The sequence below is a fragment of the Streptomyces sp. NPDC126499 genome (genome assembly GCF_040302485.1).
Lineage (GTDB): Bacteria > Actinomycetota > Actinomycetes > Streptomycetales > Streptomycetaceae > Streptomyces.
In genome coordinates this window covers 1-18,816 of record NZ_JBEOUO010000038.1, presented here as the reverse complement: position 1 = coordinate 18,816, position 18,816 = coordinate 1, and the positions used below count along the sequence as shown (strand labels likewise).

Here is an 18,816-nt window from a genome sequence, read left to right as displayed (position 1 = left end):
GGGCAACCGCCTTACTAGGGTCGCTCCGCCCCGCGTTCTCCCCTCGCCCCTCACCGGAGTCCCCATGGTCACGTCCACGGAGCCGCCCACCCTCGTGCCGGTGGAAAGGAGGAGCCGGGGACAGATCGTCGTGGACTGGCTGACGACGACGGACCACAAGAAGATCGGGCATCTCTACCTGATCACGTCCTTCGTCTTCTTCCTGCTCGGCGGCCTCCTGGCCCTGGTGATGCGCGCGGAGCTGGCGCGGCCGGGGCTGCAGCTCGTCTCGGCGGAGCAGTACAACCAGGCGTTCACCCTGCACGGCACGGTGATGCTGCTGCTCTTCGCGACGCCCACCTTCGCCGGCTTCGCCAACGCGATCATGCCGTTGCAGATCGGCTCACCGGACGTGGCCTTCCCCCGCCTGAACATGTTCTCGTACTGGCTGTTCCTCTTCGGCGGCCTGATCGCCTTCGCGGGGATCTTCACCACCCAGGGCACCGCCGACTTCGGCTGGACCGCCTACACACCGCTCAGCGGCGGGGAACGCACGCCCTTCGTCGGCGGCGACCTGTGGATCATGGGACTCGCCTTCGCCGGCTTCGGCACGATCCTGGGCGCGGTCAACTTCATCACCACGATCATCTGCATGCGCGCCCCGGGCATGACGATGTTCCGGATGCCGATCTTCACCTGGAACACCCTGCTGACGTCGGTCCTCGTCCTCCTCGCCTTCCCGGTCCTCGCGGCGGCGCTGTTCGCGCTGGAGGCCGACCGGCAGTTCGGCGCGCACGTCTACGACCCGGCCAACGGGGGAGCGCTGCTCTGGCAGCACCTGTTCTGGTTCTTCGGGCACCCCGAGGTCTACATCATCGCCCTGCCGTTCTTCGGCATCGTCAGCGAGATCTTTCCGGTCTTCTCCCGCAAGCCGCTCTTCGGTTACATCGGGCTGGTCGCGGCGACGATCGCGATCGCGGGCCTGTCGGTCACCGTCTGGGCGCACCACATGTTCGCCACCGGCGCGGTGCTGCTGCCCTTCTTCTCCTTCATGACCTTCCTGATCGCGGTGCCGACGGGAGTGAAGTTCTTCAACTGGATCGGCACGATGTGGAAGGGGTCGCTCTCCTTCGAGACGCCGATGCTGTGGTCGATCGGCTTCCTCGTCACCTTCCTCTTCGGCGGCCTCACCGGCATCATCCTCGCCTCGCCGCCGATGGACTTCCACGTCACCGACAGCTACTTCGTCGTCGCGCACTTCCACTACGTGGTCTTCGGCACGGTCGTCTTCGCGATGTTCGCCGGCTTCTACTTCTGGTGGCCGAAGATGACCGGCACGATGCTCGACGAACGCCTCGGGAAGATCCACTTCTGGTCCCTGTTCGTCGGCTTCCACGGCACCTTCCTCGTACAGCACTGGCTCGGAGCGGAAGGAATGCCCCGCCGCTACGCCGACTATCTCGACGCCGACGGATTCACCGCGCTCAACACCGTCTCCTCCATCGGCGCCTTCCTCCTCGGCATCTCCACGCTGCCGTTCTTCTACAACGTCTGGAAGACGGCCAAGACGGCCCCCCGCGTCACCGTCGACGACCCCTGGGGCTTCGGCCGCTCCCTGGAGTGGGCCACCTCCTGCCCGCCGCCCCGCCACAACTTCCTCACCCTCCCGCGCATCCGCTCCGAGTCGCCCGCCTTCGACCTGAACTTCCCGAGCCTCGCCGCCCTCGACTACGGCCGCACACACAAGCGGGACATCATCGACGAACCCGGTGCGGCGCAGGGCCCCCAGGGCCAGGGGGGCAGGGAGGCATGACCGTGCCGCGCCGCAGCGAGCCGCACGGCTCCGTGGGCCATGAGGACGGCGGCTCTCCGCGGCCGGCCGGGTGCCCGGACCGCGGCCCGCACGCCCTGACCGCGGAGGCGGCCGACGGCATCACCCGGCTCGAGGGCTTCCTGCTCGCCCAGCGTGCCCGGAGCGAGGCCGCCGAGGCCGGTCTGGCCTTCGCCCGTCGGCTGCCCTGGCTCGACCCCCGGCAGGAGGCGGAGGCGGCCGGCGCGTTCGAGCAGGAGTATCTCGCCCTGCGGCGCCGGATGCTCCAGGCAACCGTCGCCCGCGCGGAGGAGCTCCGCGAGGAGTACAGCCGGCGCTACGCGTTCCTGCGCCGTCGCCTGGTCGCCACCGTCCTCGGCGTGGGCGGCGCCATGTCGGCCGTGCTGGCGGTCGTGCTGGCGGTCGTGGCGCGCGGCGCCGGATAGTCACCGGACGCGATCAGGGCGTGCGCCTGCGGTCCAGCCACCACAGCGCCATGGAGGCGACGCTCAGGACCACCAGCACACCGCCGGCCACGATCGCGAGCATCCGGTCCGCCGTGTGCACGGCCGTGTTCTGCGCGTCGAGGACGAACGGCGAGATCACCAGCCACACGCCCGCGAGGCCCACGACGCCATCGGACCGCAGGCCCCCGCCCCGGTAGACGCGCCGACCGGCGGTGAACGCGACGACGAGTCCGACCAGCATCTCGTTGATCTGTGCGTCCTTGGGACCCGTCTGCGTGGCCATCGGCATCACCAGCAGCACCGCCGAGACGGCCAGCATGAGCAGGCCGAGGAGCTGGTCGTGGGCGCCCTGGCGCAGGACGTGCGGCGGGTCGGACACCCGGGGCTTCAGCCCCCGGTCGATGTGGATCACCATGGCTCCTCATCTCCTCCGGGACGTGCGGCGCCCGGCGGATACCCCGCGATGCCGTGGCCTACACGGGCGGACGCCGCGTGGCCCGGTCACCCCCTAGAGTGCGGATGTGGCGTCGTACAGCATGGGGCAGGCCGCGCGGCTGCTCGGGGTGAGTCCGGAGACCGTTCGGCGGTGGGGGGACGGCGGCAGGCTGGCCATGGAGCGCGACGGGGCCGGCCGCCGGGTGATCGAGGGCGTCGCCCTGGCCCGTTTCGCCGAGGAGCGGGGCGCCGGGCCGCACGCCGTCCCCGAGGACGACGTGCCGACCTCGGTGCGGAACTCCTTCGTGGGGATCGTGACCGGGGTACGGGTCGACGAGGTGGCGGCGCAGGTGGAGGTGCAGTCGGGCCCGCACCGGCTGGTGTCCCTGGTGACCCGGGAGGCCGTCGAGGAGCTGGGTCTTGAGGTCGGGGTCACGGTGACGGCCCGGGTGAAGTCGACCAGCGTGCACATCGACCTGCCCTGACCCGGCCTTCGGACCTCGGCCTCCCGCCCCCGGACCCTGCCCCCCGGCCCCGGCCCCAGCCCCTGACCGCCGCCCCCTGTCCGCCGGCCGTGGGGCCGTGCGCGAGGTCAGCGGCAGAGCAGCGCGGCGCGCAGGTCCCCCCCCCGGTCGTCGAGGGAGGACAGGTCGCGGCCCGTACGTCGGCGGGGACACCGGCAACGGTCGTCCCGGCTCCACCAGACGTGTCCGCTCAGCACGATTTCACCCGGCCGGACGAAGCGCGCCGGATCCTCCGGATCGGTCGCGGTGACCCCGCCGATCTCCTGCCCGAGCAGCGTCTCGTCGCCCCGGACGGGGGACAGGTCCAGGCGGTCGGCTCGGAGGAGACGGTCGACGCGCGTGCAAGGCTCCTTGCGTGGTCACCGGGGCGGGCCCGCACCCACATTCACCAGGTGGATGCGAGTCGCTGCATCGTAGATGCCCAGGCAAAGGCCGGAAACGGCTCTTGGTTGATCACCCAGGCAGGAGGGCGGCGAGGTGGACCATTTCCGGGTTCCCGTCCAGTCGTGCCACGGGTCCCGTCCGGGCTTCACTGGCTGAAGGCACCGGTCGGAGAAGTGGGACAGGATGGATCTGAACACGATCGAGGACGTGAGGGACGCGCGCTCGCGGGAGCCCTGGCGTCCCGGGGACGCATGGCTCGCGGGCGGGACGTACCTGTTCTCGGAGCCGCAGCCGCGGCTGCGCCGGCTGATCGACCTCAGCCGGATGGGATGGGAGCCGCTCACCCGCCACCCGGACGGGTCGCTGGAGATCGCCGCCACCTGCACGATCACCCAACTGTCCCGCTTCGGGCGGCGGTTCCTCGACGCCCCCGCGGCCGTGCTGTTCGAGCAGTGCTGCCGCGCCTTCCTCGCCTCGTTCAAGATCTGGAACATGGCCACCGTCGGCGGCAACCTGTGCCACGGCCTGCCGGCCGGGCCGATGATCTCGCTCACCGCCGCACTCGACGGCAGCTGCCTGCTTCAGGCCCAGGACGGCTCCACCCGCCTGGTGAAGGCGGCCGACTTCATCCGGGGCGCGGGCGTCACGGACCTCGCCGAGGGCGAGCTGTTGCGCTCGGTCACCCTTCCGGGACGGGCGCTGGAGTGCCGTACGGCCTTCCGGCAGGCGTCGCTGTACGGGCTCGGCCGGTCCGCCGCCCTGGTGATCGGCACGCTCGACCCGCGCGACGGCTCGCTGACGGTCACCGTGACCGCCGCCACCACCCGCCCGTTCCGGTTCCGGTTCCCGCTGCCGCCGGCCGCGGAACACCTGAGGGCGACGATCGACTCCGCCGTGTCCGGCCCCGAATGGTTCGACGACATCCACGGACTGCCCGAGTGGCGCCGCCACATGGCCCTGCGCCTGGCCGAAGAGGTCCGCCGCGCACTCGACCCGGCCCACGGCCCGCGGGAAGGTGCCCGATGAACTTCGAACTCCACGTCAACGGCCGGCCCTTCCACGCCGAGCCGCGCCCCGGCCAGTGCCTGCGCACCTACCTCCGCGAGCGCGGCTGGTTCGGCGTGAAGAAGGGCTGCGACGCCGGCGACTGCGGCGCCTGCACGGTCCACGTCGACGGCGAGCCCGTGCACAGCTGCCTCTACCCGGCCGTACGGGCAGCGGGCCGGTCCGTCACCACGGTGGAGGGCCTGGCCTCCCCGGACGGCGAACTCCACCCCGTACAGCGGAAGTTCCTCGACGCGCAGGGCTACCAGTGCGGCTTCTGCACCGCCGGATTCCTCATGACGACGGCCGCGCTGGAGGCGGAACGGGGCACGGCGGACGACGACGGCAAGCTCGACGACCTGCCGCGCGCCTTCAAGGGCAACCTCTGCCGCTGCACCGGATACCGGGCGATCGAGGACGCCGTCCGAGGAGTGAAGCACACCGAACGGCCCCGCGCCGGGCAGGCCGTGGGCCGCAACGTCGGCGCCCCGGCCGGCCCGCGGATCGTCACCGGCACCGCCCGCTACACCTTCGACATCGACGTCCCGGGCCTGCTGCACATGAAACTGCTGCGCTCCCCGCATCCGCACGCCCGGATCCTCGCGATCGACACCACGGCCGCCCTGCGCGTCCCCGGCGTGGTCGCCGTGCTCACCCACGAGGACGCCCCGAAGACGCTGTACTCCTCCGCACGCCACGAACACCCCACGCAGGACCCCGACGACACCCGGGTCCTCGACGACGTCGTCCGCCACGTCGGCCAGCGGGTCGCGGCAGTCGTCGCCGACAGCGAGCAGGCCGCCGAGGAGGGTTGCCGCCGCGTCGAGGTGACGTACGAGGAACTGCCGTACGTGACCGACCCGGAGGAGGCGATGCGCCCGGGGGCACCCGTCATCCACGCGGGCAAGGGCCCCGAGGCCCGCATCGCCCGGGTCGAGAACAACGTGGCGGGCGAGGTGCACGGCGAGATCGGCGACGTCGAACGAGGCTTCGCCGAGGCCGACGTCGTGTACGAGGAGACCTTCCGCACCCCGCGCGTGCAGCACGCCGGCCTGGAGACGCACGGCTCGGTCGCGTACTTCGAGCCGAAGGAGGACGGCACCGGCGAACGCCTCACCGTACGCTCCTCCACCCAGACCCCGTTCCTCACCCGGCGGGCCCTGTGCGCTCTGCACGGCCTGCCGGAGGACGAGGTCCGGGTGATCGCGGGCCAGGTCGGCGGCGCCTTCGGCGGCAAGCAGGAGATGCTCACCGAGGACGTCGTCACCCTCGCCGCCCTGAAGCTGCGGCGGCCCGTGAAACTGGAGTACACCCGCGCCGAGCAGTTCCACGGGGCGACCACCCGGCACCCGTTCACCATCCGCGTCAAGGCGGGAGCGCGTGCGGACGGCACCCTCACCGCCGTCCGGATGCGGGTGGTGTCCGACACCGGGGCGTACGGCAACCACGGCCCGGCGGTGATGTTCCACAGCGTCGGCGAGTCCCTCGCCCTCTACCGCGCCCCGCACAAGAAGGTCGACGCCTACTGCGTCTACACCAACGTCGTCCCCGCCGGCGCCTTCCGCGGCTACGGACTCGGCCAGGTCACCTTCGCCGTCGAATCCGTGATGGACGAAATCGCCCGCCGCCTCGGCATGGACCCGCTCGTCTTCCGCGCGAAGAACGTCATCGGCCCCGGCGAGACCCCGCACAGCCCCCTCGGCGAGGAGGAGGACCTGCACATCGCCTCCTACGGACTCGACCAGTGCCTGTCCGTCCTGCGGAAGGCCATCGCCGAGGACCGTGGCACCGGGGACGCCCCCGAGGGATGGCTGGTGGGGCAGGGCACCGGCCTGGCGATGACCGCGACCGGCCCGCCCGGCGGCCACTACGCCGACGCCCGGGTCTCCCTGAAGGAGGACGGCACCTACGACATCGCCGTCGGCACCGCCGAGTTCGGCAACGGCACCACCACCGTCCACCAGCAGATCGCCGCCGGCGCCCTGAACACCACCGAGGACCGGCTCACCGTCCGCCGGTCCGACACCGACCTCGTACGCCACGACACCGGCGCCTTCGGCTCCACCGGCACCGTCGTCGCCGGCAAGGCCGTCCTCCTCGCCGCCACCGCGCTCGCCGAGCGGCTGCGCACCCTCGCCGTCCGCCACACCGGCGTCCCCCGGCATCGGTGCGTCCTCAGGGCCGAGTCCGTCGACTGCGCCGGACGGCCGGTCACGCTCCGGGAGCTGTACGCGGCGGGGCACGCCCTCGGCGCGACCGAGGAGCTCGCGGCCGACGGCCACTGGGGCGGTTCGCCGCGCTCGGTCGCCTTCAACGCCCAGTGGTTCCGCCTCGCCGTCGACCCCGGCACCGGCGAGATCCGCATCCTGCGCAGCGTCCACGCCGCCGACGCCGGCAAGGTCCTGAACCCCATGCAGTGCCGCGGGCAGGTCGAGGGCGGTGTCGCCCAGGCCCTCGGCGCGACCCTCTTCGAAACCGTCCGGGTCGACGAGCGGGGCGAGGTCACCACGGCGGCGTTCCGCCACTACCGGCTGCCCCAGTACGCGGACGTCCCCCGCACCGAGGTCCACTTCACCGAGACCTCCGACGCCGTAGGACCGCTCGGCGCCAAGTCGATGAGCGAGAGCCCCTTCAACCCGGTCGCGCCCGCCTTCGCCAACGCCCTCCGGGACGCCACCGGGATCCGCTTCACCGAGCTGCCGCTGACCCGCGACCGGGTCTGGCTCGCCCTCGACCGGCAGGCGAGGGGCGCCGGTCGATGACCCCCTGGCGCTCTGCGGACCACCCCCGCACGCTCACCGTCGTCCCGTCCGTCCGAGGCGTGAGACCACCGGGCGCCGACTTCGTCGCTTCCTACGGCGCGCCTCTCATTAGCGATGGAGGGTCCCACAGTGTTGTTGCAGATGAGAGGGAGAACGACCTACGGTGACGCATATGCAGTCCTACACCATCGGGCAGGCCGCGCGGCTCCTGGGCGTCAGTCCGGACACGGCACGGCGCTGGGCGGACGCGGGCCGGGTCGCGACCCACCGCGACGAGAGCGGCCGGCGCGTGATCGACGGGAAGTCGCTGGCCGCGTTCTCCGTGGAGATCGCGCAGGGCGAGGACGACGACATCCCGTACACGTCGGCCCGCAACGCGTTCCCGGGCATCGTCACCGCGATCAAGCTCGGCGACATCGCCGCCCAGGTCACGATCCAGGCCGGTCCGCACCGCCTGGTCTCCCTCCTCACCCGGGAGGCAGTGGAGGAGCTGGGACTGGAAGTCGGCATGCAGGCCACCGCCCGCGTGAAGTCGACCAGCGTGCACATCGACCGCACCTGAGACCTGACCCCTCACGCAGTTCCGAGACAGACACCTCGGCCGTCGGCGCGACCGGCCCGCCCACTCTCTTCCGTCCTCCAAGGAGCCCGACCCGCATGTCCGTCACCTTCACCAGGCGCCGTACCGCTGCCGCCGTCCTCGCCGCCGCCCTGCTCGTACCGCTCGCCGCCTGCTCGTCGAGCGACGCCGGCCGGAAGGACACCGGCGGCGCGAAGTCCTCCGGCTCGTCGAGCGGCGCCCCCGCGGCGAGCCTCACCGTGCTCGCCGCCGCGTCCCTCACCGACGTGTTCAAGACGGCCGGCGCCGCGTACGAGAAGTCCCACTCGGGCACGAAGCTCACCTTCTCCTTCGCGGGCTCGCAGGAACTCGTCGCGCAGGTGTCCCAGGGCTCGCCCGCCGACGTCCTGGTGACCGCCGACACCAAGAGCATGGACAAGGTGAAGGCCGACACCGGCGCTCCCGCGATCATCGCGAAGAACCGGCTCGTCATCGCCACCGGCGAGGGCAACCCGCACAAGATCGCGGCCCTGAAGGACCTCGCCGGCACCCGGCTGAAGGTCGTCCTCGCGGCACCCGAGGTCCCGGCCGGCAAGTACAGCAAGCAGATCCTCGACGCACAGAGGATCACCGTGAAGCCGGTCTCCCAGGAGCCCAACGTCCGCGCCGTCCTCAGCAAGGTCGAACTCGGCGAAGCCGACGCCGGCCTCGTCTACCGCACCGACGCCGAGAGCGCCGAGGACAAGGTCGACGCGGTCGAGATCCCCGACGCGCAGAACGCCATCGCTCAGTACCCGGCCGCCACCCTCAAGGACTCGAAGAACGCCGAGGCGGCCGCCGCGTTCGTCGCCTGGCTGTCCTCGCCCGAGGGCCAGGAGATCCTCCAGGACGCCGGCTTCCAGAAGCCGTGACCGACGGGATCTCCCCGCGCGAGGGGCTGTCCGCACCGGGGGACCGGACAGCCCCTCCACCCCGTGCCCCACCCGCTCTCCCTGTCGTCACACCTCGGGACCATCGATGAAACCAGCAGGCCCACGCCTCGACGGACGGCGCACGCGGAGCTCACGCCCGCCCCTCGCCCTCGCGCTGCCCGCGCTGCTTGCCGTGGCCTTCCTGGCGCTCCCCCTGATCGGCATCCTGGCGCGGACCCGGTGGGGCGAACTCGGCGACCACCTGACGTCACCGGGCACGGTCGAGGCGCTGAAACTGTCGCTGCTCGTCTCCTTCTGGGCGCTCGGCCTCTCCCTGCTGCTCGGCGTCCCCCTGGCGTGGCTCCTCGCCCGGGTGTCCTTCCCCGGCAAGGCGTTCGTCCGCTCGCTGGTCCTGCTGCCCATGGTCCTGCCGCCCACCGTCGGCGGCGTCGCCCTCCTGCTCGCCTTCGGCCGGCGCGGGCTCCTCGGCCCCTGGCTGGAGAGCACCTTCGGCATCACCCTGCCGTTCCACACCTCCGGCGCCGTCCTCGCCGCCACCTTCGTCGCCATGCCGTTCCTCGTCATCAGCCTGGAGGGCGCGCTCGGCGGGCTGCGGCCCCGCTACGAGGAGACGGCGGCCTCGCTCGGCGCCTCACCCGTGCGGGTCTTCTTCACCGTCACGCTGCCGATGGTGGCGCCCGGGGTGGTCGCGGGCGCGGCGCTCACCTGGGCCCGGGCGCTGGGTGAGTTCGGCGCCACGATCACCTTCGCCGGCAACCTCCCCGGCACCACCCAGACCCTGCCGCTCCAGGTCTACCTCCTGCTCCAGGACGAACCCGAGGCCGCCACCTCCGTCTCGCTCCTGCTCCTCGCCATCGCCATGGGCGTCCTCATCGCCCTGCGCGGACGCTGGACCGGCACCCCCGCGGACCGCACACCCCGTGCGCTCCCCGACGCGGACGCGGACACGGCCGCCTCCTCCTCGCCCGCCTCCGCCTCGGCCGCCTCCTCCTCGCCCGCCTCCGCCTCGACCTCCTCATCGTCGGCCTCCTCCGCGCCCGCCTCGGCGGTCCCACCGGCCCCCACCACCGGCCGATGGGCCCTGCACGCCCGCGTCACCGGCTTCACCCGGCTCACCCTGGACGCCGAGCCCGGCACCACCATCGCCGTCGTCGGCCCCAACGGAGCCGGGAAGACCACCCTGCTCCGGGCCCTCCTCGGCCTCACGCCCCGCGCCCACGCCGAGCTCACCCTCGGCGACACCGACGTCACCGACCTGCCCCCGCACCGCCGCCGCGTCGCCTGGGTCCCGCAGGACGGCGCCCTCTTCCCGCACCTGTCCGCCCTCGCCAACACCGCGTACGGCCTGCGTGCCCAGGGCGTCCCCCGGGCCGAGGCCCGCCGCGAGGCCCAGGGATGGCTCGACCACCTCGGCGTCGGCCACCTGGGGCACCGCAAGCCGACGCAGCTCTCCGGCGGCCAGGCCCAGCGGGTGGCCCTGGCCCGTGCGCTCGCCGCCCGCCCCAGGCTCCTGGTCCTGGACGAGCCGCTCGCCGCCCTCGACCAGACGACCCGGGCGCACGTACGGCACACCCTGCGCACGCACCTGGCCGGTTTCGGCGGCGTCTGCCTCATCGTCACCCACGACCCGGTGGAGGCCGTCTCCCTCGCCGACCGCGTCCTCGTCCTCGACGAGGGCCGCGCCCTCCAGGACGCCGCCCCGGCCGAGGTCACCCGCCACCCGCGCTCCCCGTGGGTGGCCCGGATGCTCGGCCGCAACGCGTGGCCCGGCACCACCACCGCCGACGGCCTCGCCCTGGACGGCGGCGCGGTCCTGATCGCGGCCGAACCGCCACCGCCCGGCACCCCCGCGCTCGCGATCGTCGCGCCCGAGGCGGTGTCCCTGCACCGGGAGAGGCCCGCCGGCAGCCCCCGTAACGTCTGGCCCGGCACCGTACGCGAGATCACCACCAGCGGCAGCCGGCTGCGGGTCCTGGTCACCTCGGAGGGGGCACCCGACCTCGTCGCCGAGATCACCCCCCAGGCGGCCGCCGAACTGGGCCTCGCCGACGGGGTGTCCGTCTGGACCAGCGTCAAGGCGACCGAGACCACGATCGTGGCGCTCTGACCGCGGGACACGGCACAGCCCGGGAGCGGGGGCGGTGAGGTGTGCCGGGGGGCGCCGAGGTGTGCCGGGGTGTCGAGGTGTGCCGGGGTGTCGAGGTGTGCCGGGGTGTCGAGCCGGTACGACTCGGCCTCACGCCCCGGGCAGCAGCAGCGGCGCCGGACTCCCGTCGGTCCAGTACGGGCCGAGCGCCGCCAGCGCGTCGCCGACCGCGGCACCGCGCAGGAAGGCCGCCCCATGGCCCGCGGCGATCCGGCATCCGTCGTCGGTCCAGGAGACGGGCACCAGCCGCGTGTGGCCGGCCGTCGTCCTGGTGTCGCCGTGCACGGGCACGCGCGGAAGCCGGGGCAGCGCGCGGCCGGACAGGCCGGCGAGGAGGGGGCCGAGGAGGGTCCGGGCGGCGACGAGAGCCGCGTACGGATTGCCCGGAAGGCCCACCAGATGCTGTCCCGTGGGGAGTTCGGCGAGCAGCATGGGGTGACCGGGGCGGCAGGCGACCGTGTCGACGACCATGCGGGCCTCGCTGCCGGCCAGAAGACACCGCAACCGGTCGGTGCTGCCGACCGAGGTGGAGCCGGTGACCACGAGGACATCGGCCTCGTCGCAACCGTGGACCTCGCGGGCGAGCCGGCCGGAGGGATGGTCGGGCACATGGCGCAACGCGATCGTCTCGCCGCCGAGTTGGGCGACGAGGCCGGGAAGGAACGGCCCCAGCGCGTCCCGGACCCGTCCCGGCCCGGGGACACCGGCGTGGTCCAGCTCGTCGCCGGTGACCAGCACGGCGACGCGGGGCCGGGGCCGTACCGGAAGCGTGTCATGGCCCGCGGCGGCGGCGAGCCCCACGGGCGCCGGCCCGATCCGCGTCCCGGCGGGGGCGAGGCACGCGCCCGCCGCCGCGTCCTCGCCGGTACGCCGGATGTGCCGCCCCTCGAAGAGCGCGGGACCGGACACGTGGCCGCCGGCGACCGTCGCGACCTCCAGCGGCACGACGGCGCCCGCACCCGGCGGGACGAGCGCGCCGGTGGCGATCCGGACGCACTCTCCCTCGCCGAGCACCCCCGGCCAGGGCGTACCCGCCCGCGCCGTTCCCCGTACGCTCCAGGGCGGCGGGCCGGCCACCGCGAACCCGTCCATCGCCGCGGTGTCGAAGGCGGGATGGGGCGCCAGGGTGAGAAGGTCGCGGGCGAGCGTGAGTCCGTGGGCCCCGCTCAGGGGTACGTGCTGCGCGGCCGCGGGGCGTGCGGCACGGTGGGCGCGCGTGCGGGCCTCGTCCCACGGCACCCCCGGCGGATGCGACGGCGTCCCGCCGACGGGCGGGCAGGACTCGGCGGGGACGGGGGCGGTGACGGGGCAGGGGACGGTCACGGGAGGCATGGGCTCCACCCTCGGCCACCGGTGTTACCGGTGGCGGCCGCCCCGATGTCCCCGGCGCGCCGATCGACTCACCGACCGTACGGGCCGACGGTGAGCCCGCGTCCCCGACGCCGACGAGGGACGTGACCGGTCAACGGACCACGGCCCTCCGGTCGGGTCCTCCCGCGGACGCTCAGGCGGCGGCGCTTGCCCATTCGGCGCGGCGCGTGTCGGACGTGCTGCCGTACCGCTCAACGGCTCGCCCGGCACGCGGACCAGAGACCCGCGCCGGACTGACGGGCGGCGGACTCGGCCGCGGACATCGTCTTCCAGTGCTTGTCGTTGGGCTCGTACAGCACGGCCTTCGCATGACCGCTGCGCACCAGGGACTCGTTGACGAAGACGCCGCTCTCGTTCCACACGTACAACAGGTACCGGCCGTAGCGGTCCTTGAGCTGGACGTCGATCTCCGTCCGCAGCGTGCTGCCCGGCGGCAGCAGCCGGGCGGTACGGGCCGTGGCCTCGCGGCTGTAACAGGCGCCGCGCTCGGGGGTGTCGATCTCGAGCAGGCGGACGCGGGCGACGGCGCCGTCGGGGACGACCCTTCCGGTGCCTCGTACCTCGAGCGTGTCCCCGTCGACGACGCGGATCACGACAGGTCCGTGCGGCGCGGCGGTGACCGGGGTCGCGGGCGCCAGGACGCCGAGGCCCAGCAGGGCGGCGGCCGAGGCCACGAGGGTGGTTCGCGGGCGCCGGGAAGACATCATGACCACCCCTCTCAGGCGGGGTTCTCCTCCTCCAGTACAACACCGGGGTGGTGGTCGTGCGACCGGCGCGTCGGCCCGCGGAACTTTTCTCCAAGACGGCGCGGCCCGGGGTCCGTCAGGGTGGGCGCATGCGCAGCGACGAAGTGGATGTCGAAGCCGGAGACGTGGCCGAGGACCGTGGAGCCGGCAGCGGGTGGGAAGTGGCGAGGCCGGGCGGCGCGCCCGCCATAGCCGGTGTCCGGATGGCCGGATTCCGCGATCGCGTCGGCCGGGCACTGGACCTGCGGGTGCTGCCCCAGCCGACCGTGGTCGTCGTCCTCGGTCTGGGGGACGACCCGTTCACGGTCGAAGGGGCGACCGGACAGCACCCCTTGGCAAGCTCGAGCCCGAGTCCGAGCCTGACCCCTCAGCCGGGCTCGGGCCCGGGCCCGCACCCGAGTCCGAACCCTCACCCGAATCCGAGCCCCCACACGAGCCCGCACCCGAGCCTGGTCGCGTCCCTGTCGCCCGGTCTCGCGCGGATCCGCGGCCGGGATGTCGAGTGCGTCGAGATGTATCTGTCGCCCGGCGCCGCCTACGCGCTGCTGGGTGTGCCGCCGCACGAGCTGGAGGGGGCGGTCGTCGGCCTGGAGGACCTGTGGGGGCGGCGGGAACGGCAGCTCCGCGAACGGGTGGCCGCCGCCACCGCGTGGCAGGAACGTTTCGCGCTGGTCGGCGAGTTCCTCGCCCGGCAAGCCGCCCGGGGCCCGTCGATGACGCCCGAGGTCGCCGGTGCGTGGGAGACGATCGTGGCGCACGGGGGCCGGGTACGGGTCGAGGACCTCGCCGCGTCCTGCGGGTGGAGCCGCAAGCGGCTGTGGTCCCGGTTCAGCGCCCAGATCGGCCTCACCCCGAAGCGCGCCGCCATGCTCGTCCGCTTCGACCGGGCCGCCCGGGCCCTGCGCGCGGGCGGGAACGCCGCCGACGTCGCCCTGGCGCACGGATACGCCGACCAGTCCCACCTCCACCGCGACGTCCTCGCCTTCGCCGGCTGCACGCCCGCTGCCCTGTCAGGCGTCTGACCCGCACTGCACCGCACCGCACTCCCGGATTCACGGGCACGGTCCGGACAAGAAGGGAAGTCAGTTATGAACACCATGAACACCACGGACACCATCAACACCAAGGACACCATGGACACGGCGGCTACCCGAGAGACCACGACCGGCCGAGATCTGATCGTCCGGCTCGCCTTCGGCAGCATGGCCTCGCGGACCGTGCGCGCCGCGGTGCGGCTCGGCGTCTTCGACCTGATCGGCGACGGCCGGCGGCCCGCCGCCGGGGTGGCCGCCGACGCCGGAGCCCAGCACCAGCCCATGACCAGGCTGTTGCGCGCCCTCGCCGGTCTGGGCCTGCTGGACGAGCACGAACCCGACGTGTTCTCGGTGACTCCCGCCGGAGCCCTCCTCGTCTCCGACCGCCCCGACTCGCTCGCCTCGTTCGTCCGGATGTTCACCGACCCGGCGATCGTGCGGGCCTGGGACGGCCTGGACACCAGCGTCCGTACCGGGGGGATCGCGTTCGACGCCGTCTTCGGCACCGACTTCTTCAGCCATCTCGGCCGACACCCCGAACTGTCCGCCGACTTCAACGCCGCGATGAGCCAGGCATCCGAGGAGACGGCCGCCGTGCTGCCGCACGCCTACGACTTCGGCCGCTTCACCTCGGTCACCGACGTCGGCGGCGGCGACGGAAGCGTTCTGGCCGGCGTGCTCGCCGCGCATCCGGCGCTCACGGGTGTCCTCCACGACACCAACGACGGTCTGGCCCAGGCACCGGAGACGCTTGCGCGGCACGGGGTGGCGGACCGCTGTTCCCTGGCCGCCGGCGACTTCTTCCGTTCCGTTCCGGCCGGCTCCGACCTGTACCTCCTCAAGAGTGTGCTGCACGACTGGTCGGACGATCAGGCGGTCACGATCCTCGGCCACTGCCGCGAGGTGCTGCCACCCGGCGGTCGCGTCCTGATCGTGGAGCCGGTGCTCCCCGAAGTCGTCGGCACGGGCGCCGCCGCGCACGCGGCGGACGGCGGGATCACCTACCTCAGCGACCTCAACATGCTGGTGAACCTGGGCGGAAGGGAACGGACGCGCAAGGACTTCGAGGCGGTGTGCCACCGCGCGGGACTGTCCGTCGTGACGGTGACCCCGCTGGCGGAGGCGGCTCCCTTCTCCCTGATCGAGACCGTGTCCGACTGACCCCGGGGCGGCACCTGTGCCGAAGCCCTCGAACGCCTCCTGCCGGCGGGCAGGGTCTACGCTGTGACCCGCGGCCACCGCGCGATCGTTCGTCTTCACACGATGATCAACGGGCGCCGCACCCGTCTCCACAGCCCTCGGGGTCGCGCAGCGTCCTCCCGCCGTCCTGTGTCAGGAGGACATGTGCAACGTGGCGAAGTCTGGTGGATGGAGTTCGACGAGCGGCGGCCGGTCGTGCTGCTGTCGGGAGACGAGGCGTCCGGGATCCGGGTGATGCAGGTCGTCGCTCCGGCGGGTGTCGATCTCACCGGTCTGGGCGTCGAAGTGACAGTAGGCGCCCTGGAAGGGCTGCCCTTCGAAGGCGTGCTTCGTTTCGCACTCCCGCGTCCGGGCTTCACCCCGTGCACGTGGCTGACCACCGTGTCCCGTGACGACCTGATCGAGCGGGCGGGCGCCCTGTCCTCCACGAAGCTCAGCGAGATCGAAGATGCCCTCCGTCTCGGTGGACTCGGGGCAAGCTCCGCTCCGGACCCGATCGGCGGGGGAGGGGAAGGAGCGGCTAGGTTCGACCCGGCCATGTGAGATTTTGTGAGAGATGAGAGGGTCAAGCGGGTGAGTGAGACACCGACGAACACCCTGCAATACCGATCCGACGGTCGAGAAGACGCTCCGGTCCTGGTCCTGGGGCCGTCCCTCGGTACCACGTGGCACATGTGGGACCGCCAGATACCCGAGCTCTCCCGCAGCTGGCGGGTCGTCCGCTTCGATCTGCCGGGGCACGGGGGAGCCCCCGCTCTCCCGGCCGCCTCCGTCGCCGAGCTCGGCGACCGGCTGCTCGCCACCCTCGACGAGCTCGGCGTCCAGCGCTTCGGGTACGCGGGCTGCGCCCTCGGCGGTGCCATCGGGCTCGACCTCGCGCTACGCGCGCCGCAGCGGGTCGCCTCCCTCGCCCTCGTCGCCACCTCGCCCCGCTTCGGCACCGCCGACGAGTTCCGCCAGCGCGGCGTCATCGTGCGCACCAACGGCCTGGAGCCGATGGCCCGCAGCGCGCCCGAGCAGTGGTTCACCCCCGCCTTCGCCGGCGCCCAGCCCGCCATCGTCGACTGGGCCGTCCAGATGGTCCGCACCACCGACCCCGGCTGCTACATCGCCGCCTGCGAGGCCCTCGCCGTTTTCGACGTCCGCGAGGCCCTCGGCCGGATCGGCGTGCCCGCCCTCGTCCTGGTCGGCGCCGACGACCGGGTCACCGGCCCGGCCGAGGCCCGTACCCTCGTCGCCGGCATCGCCGACGCCCGGCTCGCCGTCGTCCCCGGCGCCTCCCACCTGGCGCCCGTCGAGCAGCCCGCCGCCGTCACCGAGCTGCTCACCGGCCACTTCGCCGAGATCGTCCACGACTCCACGGGCGCGCTGAACGCGCCGGTCGTCCCGCCGGTCTCCGCCCCCGTCCTCCCGGCCGGCGAGACCGCCCCCGCCCCGGCCGGCGGCGAGGACCAGGAGCCGCGCCCCGACCCGTACGAGACCGGGATCAAGCTGCGCCGGGAGCTCCTCGGTGACGCCCGGGTCGACGCGGCGCTCGCCGACGACTTCGGCAGCGACCTGCAGAACCTCGTCACCCGCTTCGCCTGGGGCGAGGTGTGGAGCAGGGACGGTCTCGACCGGCGCACCCGCAGCGCCGTCACCCTCGCCGCGCTGGTCGCCGGCGGCCACCACGAGGCCCTCGCCGACCACACCCGGGCCGCGCTGCGCAGCGGCCTGACCCCGGACGAGCTGCGGGAGATCCTCCTCCAGACCGCCGTCTACTGCGGTCTGCCCGCGGCCGAGAGCGCGCTCAAGGTGGTCGGCCGTGTGGTCACGGAGGAGACCACGCCCCAGGCGTAGGCTGCGGCCCGTGAAGCTGACGAAGAACACCCATGCCTGCGTCCGTCTGGAGAAGGACGGACGGACGCTCGTCATCGACCCCGGGATGTTCACGGAGGAGGACGCCGCGCTCGGCGCGGACGTCCTCCTCGTCACCCACGAGCACCCCGACCACTTCGACGAGGGACGGCTGCGGGCCGCCCTGGAGGCGAACCCCGCCGCCGAGGTGTGGACGCTGCGGAGCGTCGCCGAGCAGCTGGCCGCGGCGTTCCCCGGCCGCGTCCACACGGTCGGGAAGGGCGACACCTTCACCGCCGCCGGTTTCGACGTGCAGGTGCACGGCGAACTGCACGCCGTGATCCACCCCGACATCCCGCGCATCACCAACATCGGCTTCCTCGTCGACGGGTCCGTCTTCCACCCCGGGGACGCCCTCACCGTGCCGGACCAACCCGTGGAGACCCTGTTCCTGCCGGTCATGGCCCCGTGGAACAAGATCTCCGAGGTGATCGAGTACGTCCGCGAGGTCAAGCCGGTCCGCGCCTACGACATCCACGACGCCCTGCTCACCGACCTGGCCCGGCCGATCTACGACCGCCAGATCGGCGCCCTCGGCGGCACCGACCACCGTCGGCTGGCCCCCGGCACCTCGACCGAGCTCTGACGGACCACGGCACGAGGCGGCAGCCGCCCTCCTGAGGCGGCAGCCGTCCGTTGTCACACCCCCCGGCTAGGCTTGCGCTCATGCGCATCGCCACCTGGAACGTCAATTCGATCACCGCCCGGCTGCCCCGGCTGCTGGCCTGGCTGGAGAGCAGCGGCACGGACGTGCTGTGCATCCAGGAGACCAAGTGCACCGCCGAGCAGTTCCCCACCGAGCAGCTGCGCGAGCTGGGGTACGAGTCGGTGGTCAACGCCACCGGCCGGTGGAACGGGGTCGCCCTGGTCTCCCGGGTCGGCCTGGAGGACGTCGTCACGGGGCTGCCCGGCGGCCCCGACTACGAGGGCGTCCAGGAGCCGCGGGCGATCTCCGCGACCTGCGGCCCCGTCCGCGTCTGGTCGGTGTACGTGCCCAACGGCCGCGAGGTGGCCCACGACCACTACGCGTACAAGCTGCGCTGGCTGGAGGCGCTGAAGGCGGCCGTCGCCGACGACGCGGCGGGCGAGCGCCCGTTCGCCGTGCTCGGCGACTTCAACATCGCCCCCACCGACGAGGACGTCTGGGACATCTCGCTCTTCGAGGGCGCCACCCATGTCACCGAGCCGGAGCGGGCCGCGCTCGCCGGGCTGCGCGAGGCGGGACTGAGCGACGTGGTGCCGCGGCCGCTGAAGTACGACCAGCCGTTCACGTACTGGGACTACCGCCAGCTGTGCTTCCCGAAGAACCGGGGCATGCGCATCGACCTGGTGTACGGCAACAAGCCCTTCGCGGACGCCGTCAAGGACGGTTTCGTCGACCGCGAGGAGCGCAAGGGCAAGGGCGCCTCCGACCACGCCCCGGTCGTCGTCGACCTCGACGTCTGACACCCGTACCGCCCCCGCGCCGGCCCGCCCCCGCCGGGCCCGCCCCGCCCCCGCGCCGGCCCGCCCCCGCCGGGCCCGCCC

General features: G+C 73.1%; 17 protein-coding genes. 14 read left to right on the top strand and 3 right to left on the bottom strand.

What is annotated here, in order from left to right:
• The first annotated feature begins 64 nt into the window (after positions 1 to 64).
• Both ctaD and ABTZ91_RS33155 read left to right on the top strand, forming a co-directional pair.
• Positions 65 to 1,792, top strand: a complete 1,728-nt coding sequence (ctaD, locus tag ABTZ91_RS33160; protein ID WP_352080948.1) for a cytochrome c oxidase subunit I — start codon at positions 65 to 67, stop codon at positions 1,790 to 1,792.
• Positions 1,789 to 2,235, top strand: coding sequence for a hypothetical protein (locus ABTZ91_RS33155; RefSeq protein ID WP_352080947.1), 447 nt, complete (start codon positions 1,789 to 1,791; stop codon positions 2,233 to 2,235). Before ctaD ends, ABTZ91_RS33155 begins: the two co-directional genes overlap by 4 nt.
• Positions 2,236 to 2,248: 13 nt before the next feature.
• On the opposite strand, the gene ABTZ91_RS33150 is transcribed toward ABTZ91_RS33155, so the two are convergent.
• Positions 2,249 to 2,671 (bottom strand): hypothetical protein, encoded by a 423-nt coding sequence (locus tag ABTZ91_RS33150; protein ID WP_352080946.1) that lies wholly within the window; start codon positions 2,669 to 2,671, stop codon positions 2,249 to 2,251.
• Positions 2,672 to 2,777: 106 nt separating this feature from the next.
• Here ABTZ91_RS33150 and ABTZ91_RS33145 point away from each other — a divergent pair, with 106 nt between their 5' ends.
• The 6 genes from ABTZ91_RS33145 (at position 2,778) to ABTZ91_RS33120 (ending at position 11,003) form a co-directional block, all read left to right on the top strand.
• Complete coding sequence (locus ABTZ91_RS33145; protein WP_352080945.1) at positions 2,778 to 3,176, top strand: helix-turn-helix transcriptional regulator; 399 nt, start codon at positions 2,778 to 2,780, stop codon at positions 3,174 to 3,176.
• A gap of 606 nt (positions 3,177 to 3,782) precedes the next feature.
• The gene (locus ABTZ91_RS33140) at positions 3,783 to 4,625 is read left to right on the top strand and encodes an FAD binding domain-containing protein (RefSeq protein ID WP_352080944.1); all 843 of its coding nucleotides are present in this window, start codon (positions 3,783 to 3,785) and stop codon (positions 4,623 to 4,625) included.
• Entirely contained in the window at positions 4,622 to 7,405 is a 2,784-nt protein-coding gene (locus ABTZ91_RS33135) for a molybdopterin-dependent oxidoreductase (RefSeq protein ID WP_352080943.1), read from the top strand. Before ABTZ91_RS33140 ends, ABTZ91_RS33135 begins: the two co-directional genes overlap by 4 nt.
• A 172-nt stretch (positions 7,406 to 7,577) precedes the next feature.
• Positions 7,578 to 7,967 (top strand): helix-turn-helix transcriptional regulator, encoded by a 390-nt coding sequence (locus ABTZ91_RS33130; protein WP_352080942.1) that lies wholly within the window; start codon positions 7,578 to 7,580, stop codon positions 7,965 to 7,967.
• A 95-nt stretch (positions 7,968 to 8,062) separates the two neighbouring features.
• Complete coding sequence (gene modA / locus ABTZ91_RS33125) at positions 8,063 to 8,875, top strand: molybdate ABC transporter substrate-binding protein (protein WP_352080941.1); 813 nt, start codon at positions 8,063 to 8,065, stop codon at positions 8,873 to 8,875.
• A gap of 106 nt (positions 8,876 to 8,981) precedes the next feature.
• Entirely contained in the window at positions 8,982 to 11,003 is a 2,022-nt protein-coding gene (locus ABTZ91_RS33120) for an ABC transporter permease (RefSeq protein ID WP_352080940.1), read from the top strand.
• Positions 11,004 to 11,132: 129 nt separating this feature from the next.
• Here ABTZ91_RS33120 and ABTZ91_RS33115 read toward each other — a convergent pair whose 3' ends face one another.
• A complete protein-coding gene (locus ABTZ91_RS33115; RefSeq protein WP_352080939.1) occupies positions 11,133 to 12,374 on the bottom strand; it encodes a molybdopterin molybdotransferase MoeA in 1,242 nt (413 codons plus the stop codon).
• Positions 12,375 to 12,604: 230 nt separating this feature from the next.
• Entirely contained in the window at positions 12,605 to 13,120 is a 516-nt protein-coding gene (locus ABTZ91_RS33110) for a thermonuclease family protein (RefSeq protein WP_352080938.1), read from the bottom strand.
• Positions 13,121 to 13,248: 128 nt separating this feature from the next.
• Here ABTZ91_RS33110 and ABTZ91_RS33105 point away from each other — a divergent pair, with 128 nt between their 5' ends.
• The 6 genes from ABTZ91_RS33105 to ABTZ91_RS33080 all read left to right on the top strand — a co-directional run bounded on the left by ABTZ91_RS33105 (position 13,249) and on the right by ABTZ91_RS33080 (position 18,735).
• Complete coding sequence (locus ABTZ91_RS33105; protein WP_352080937.1) at positions 13,249 to 14,181, top strand: helix-turn-helix domain-containing protein; 933 nt, start codon at positions 13,249 to 13,251, stop codon at positions 14,179 to 14,181.
• A gap of 111 nt (positions 14,182 to 14,292) precedes the next feature.
• On the top strand, positions 14,293 to 15,354 hold the full coding sequence (locus ABTZ91_RS33100) for a methyltransferase (RefSeq protein ID WP_407078085.1): 1,062 nt from the start codon (positions 14,293 to 14,295) through the stop codon (positions 15,352 to 15,354).
• Positions 15,355 to 15,561: 207 nt separating this feature from the next.
• Positions 15,562 to 15,936 carry a type II toxin-antitoxin system PemK/MazF family toxin gene (locus tag ABTZ91_RS33095; RefSeq protein WP_352080936.1) on the top strand — a complete coding sequence of 125 codons (375 nt, stop codon included), beginning with the start codon at positions 15,562 to 15,564 and terminating at the stop codon, positions 15,934 to 15,936.
• Positions 15,937 to 15,966: 30 nt separating this feature from the next.
• Positions 15,967 to 17,232 (top strand): alpha/beta fold hydrolase, encoded by a 1,266-nt coding sequence (locus ABTZ91_RS33090; RefSeq protein WP_352080935.1) that lies wholly within the window; start codon positions 15,967 to 15,969, stop codon positions 17,230 to 17,232.
• 10 nt (positions 17,233 to 17,242) lie between these two features.
• Positions 17,243 to 17,875: an MBL fold metallo-hydrolase gene (locus ABTZ91_RS33085; RefSeq protein WP_352080934.1), complete on the top strand. Its 633-nt coding sequence runs from the start codon at positions 17,243 to 17,245 to the stop codon at positions 17,873 to 17,875.
• Between the two features lie 80 nt (positions 17,876 to 17,955).
• Complete coding sequence (locus ABTZ91_RS33080; RefSeq protein ID WP_352080933.1) at positions 17,956 to 18,735, top strand: exodeoxyribonuclease III; 780 nt, start codon at positions 17,956 to 17,958, stop codon at positions 18,733 to 18,735.
• Positions 18,736 to 18,816 lie beyond the last annotated feature (81 nt).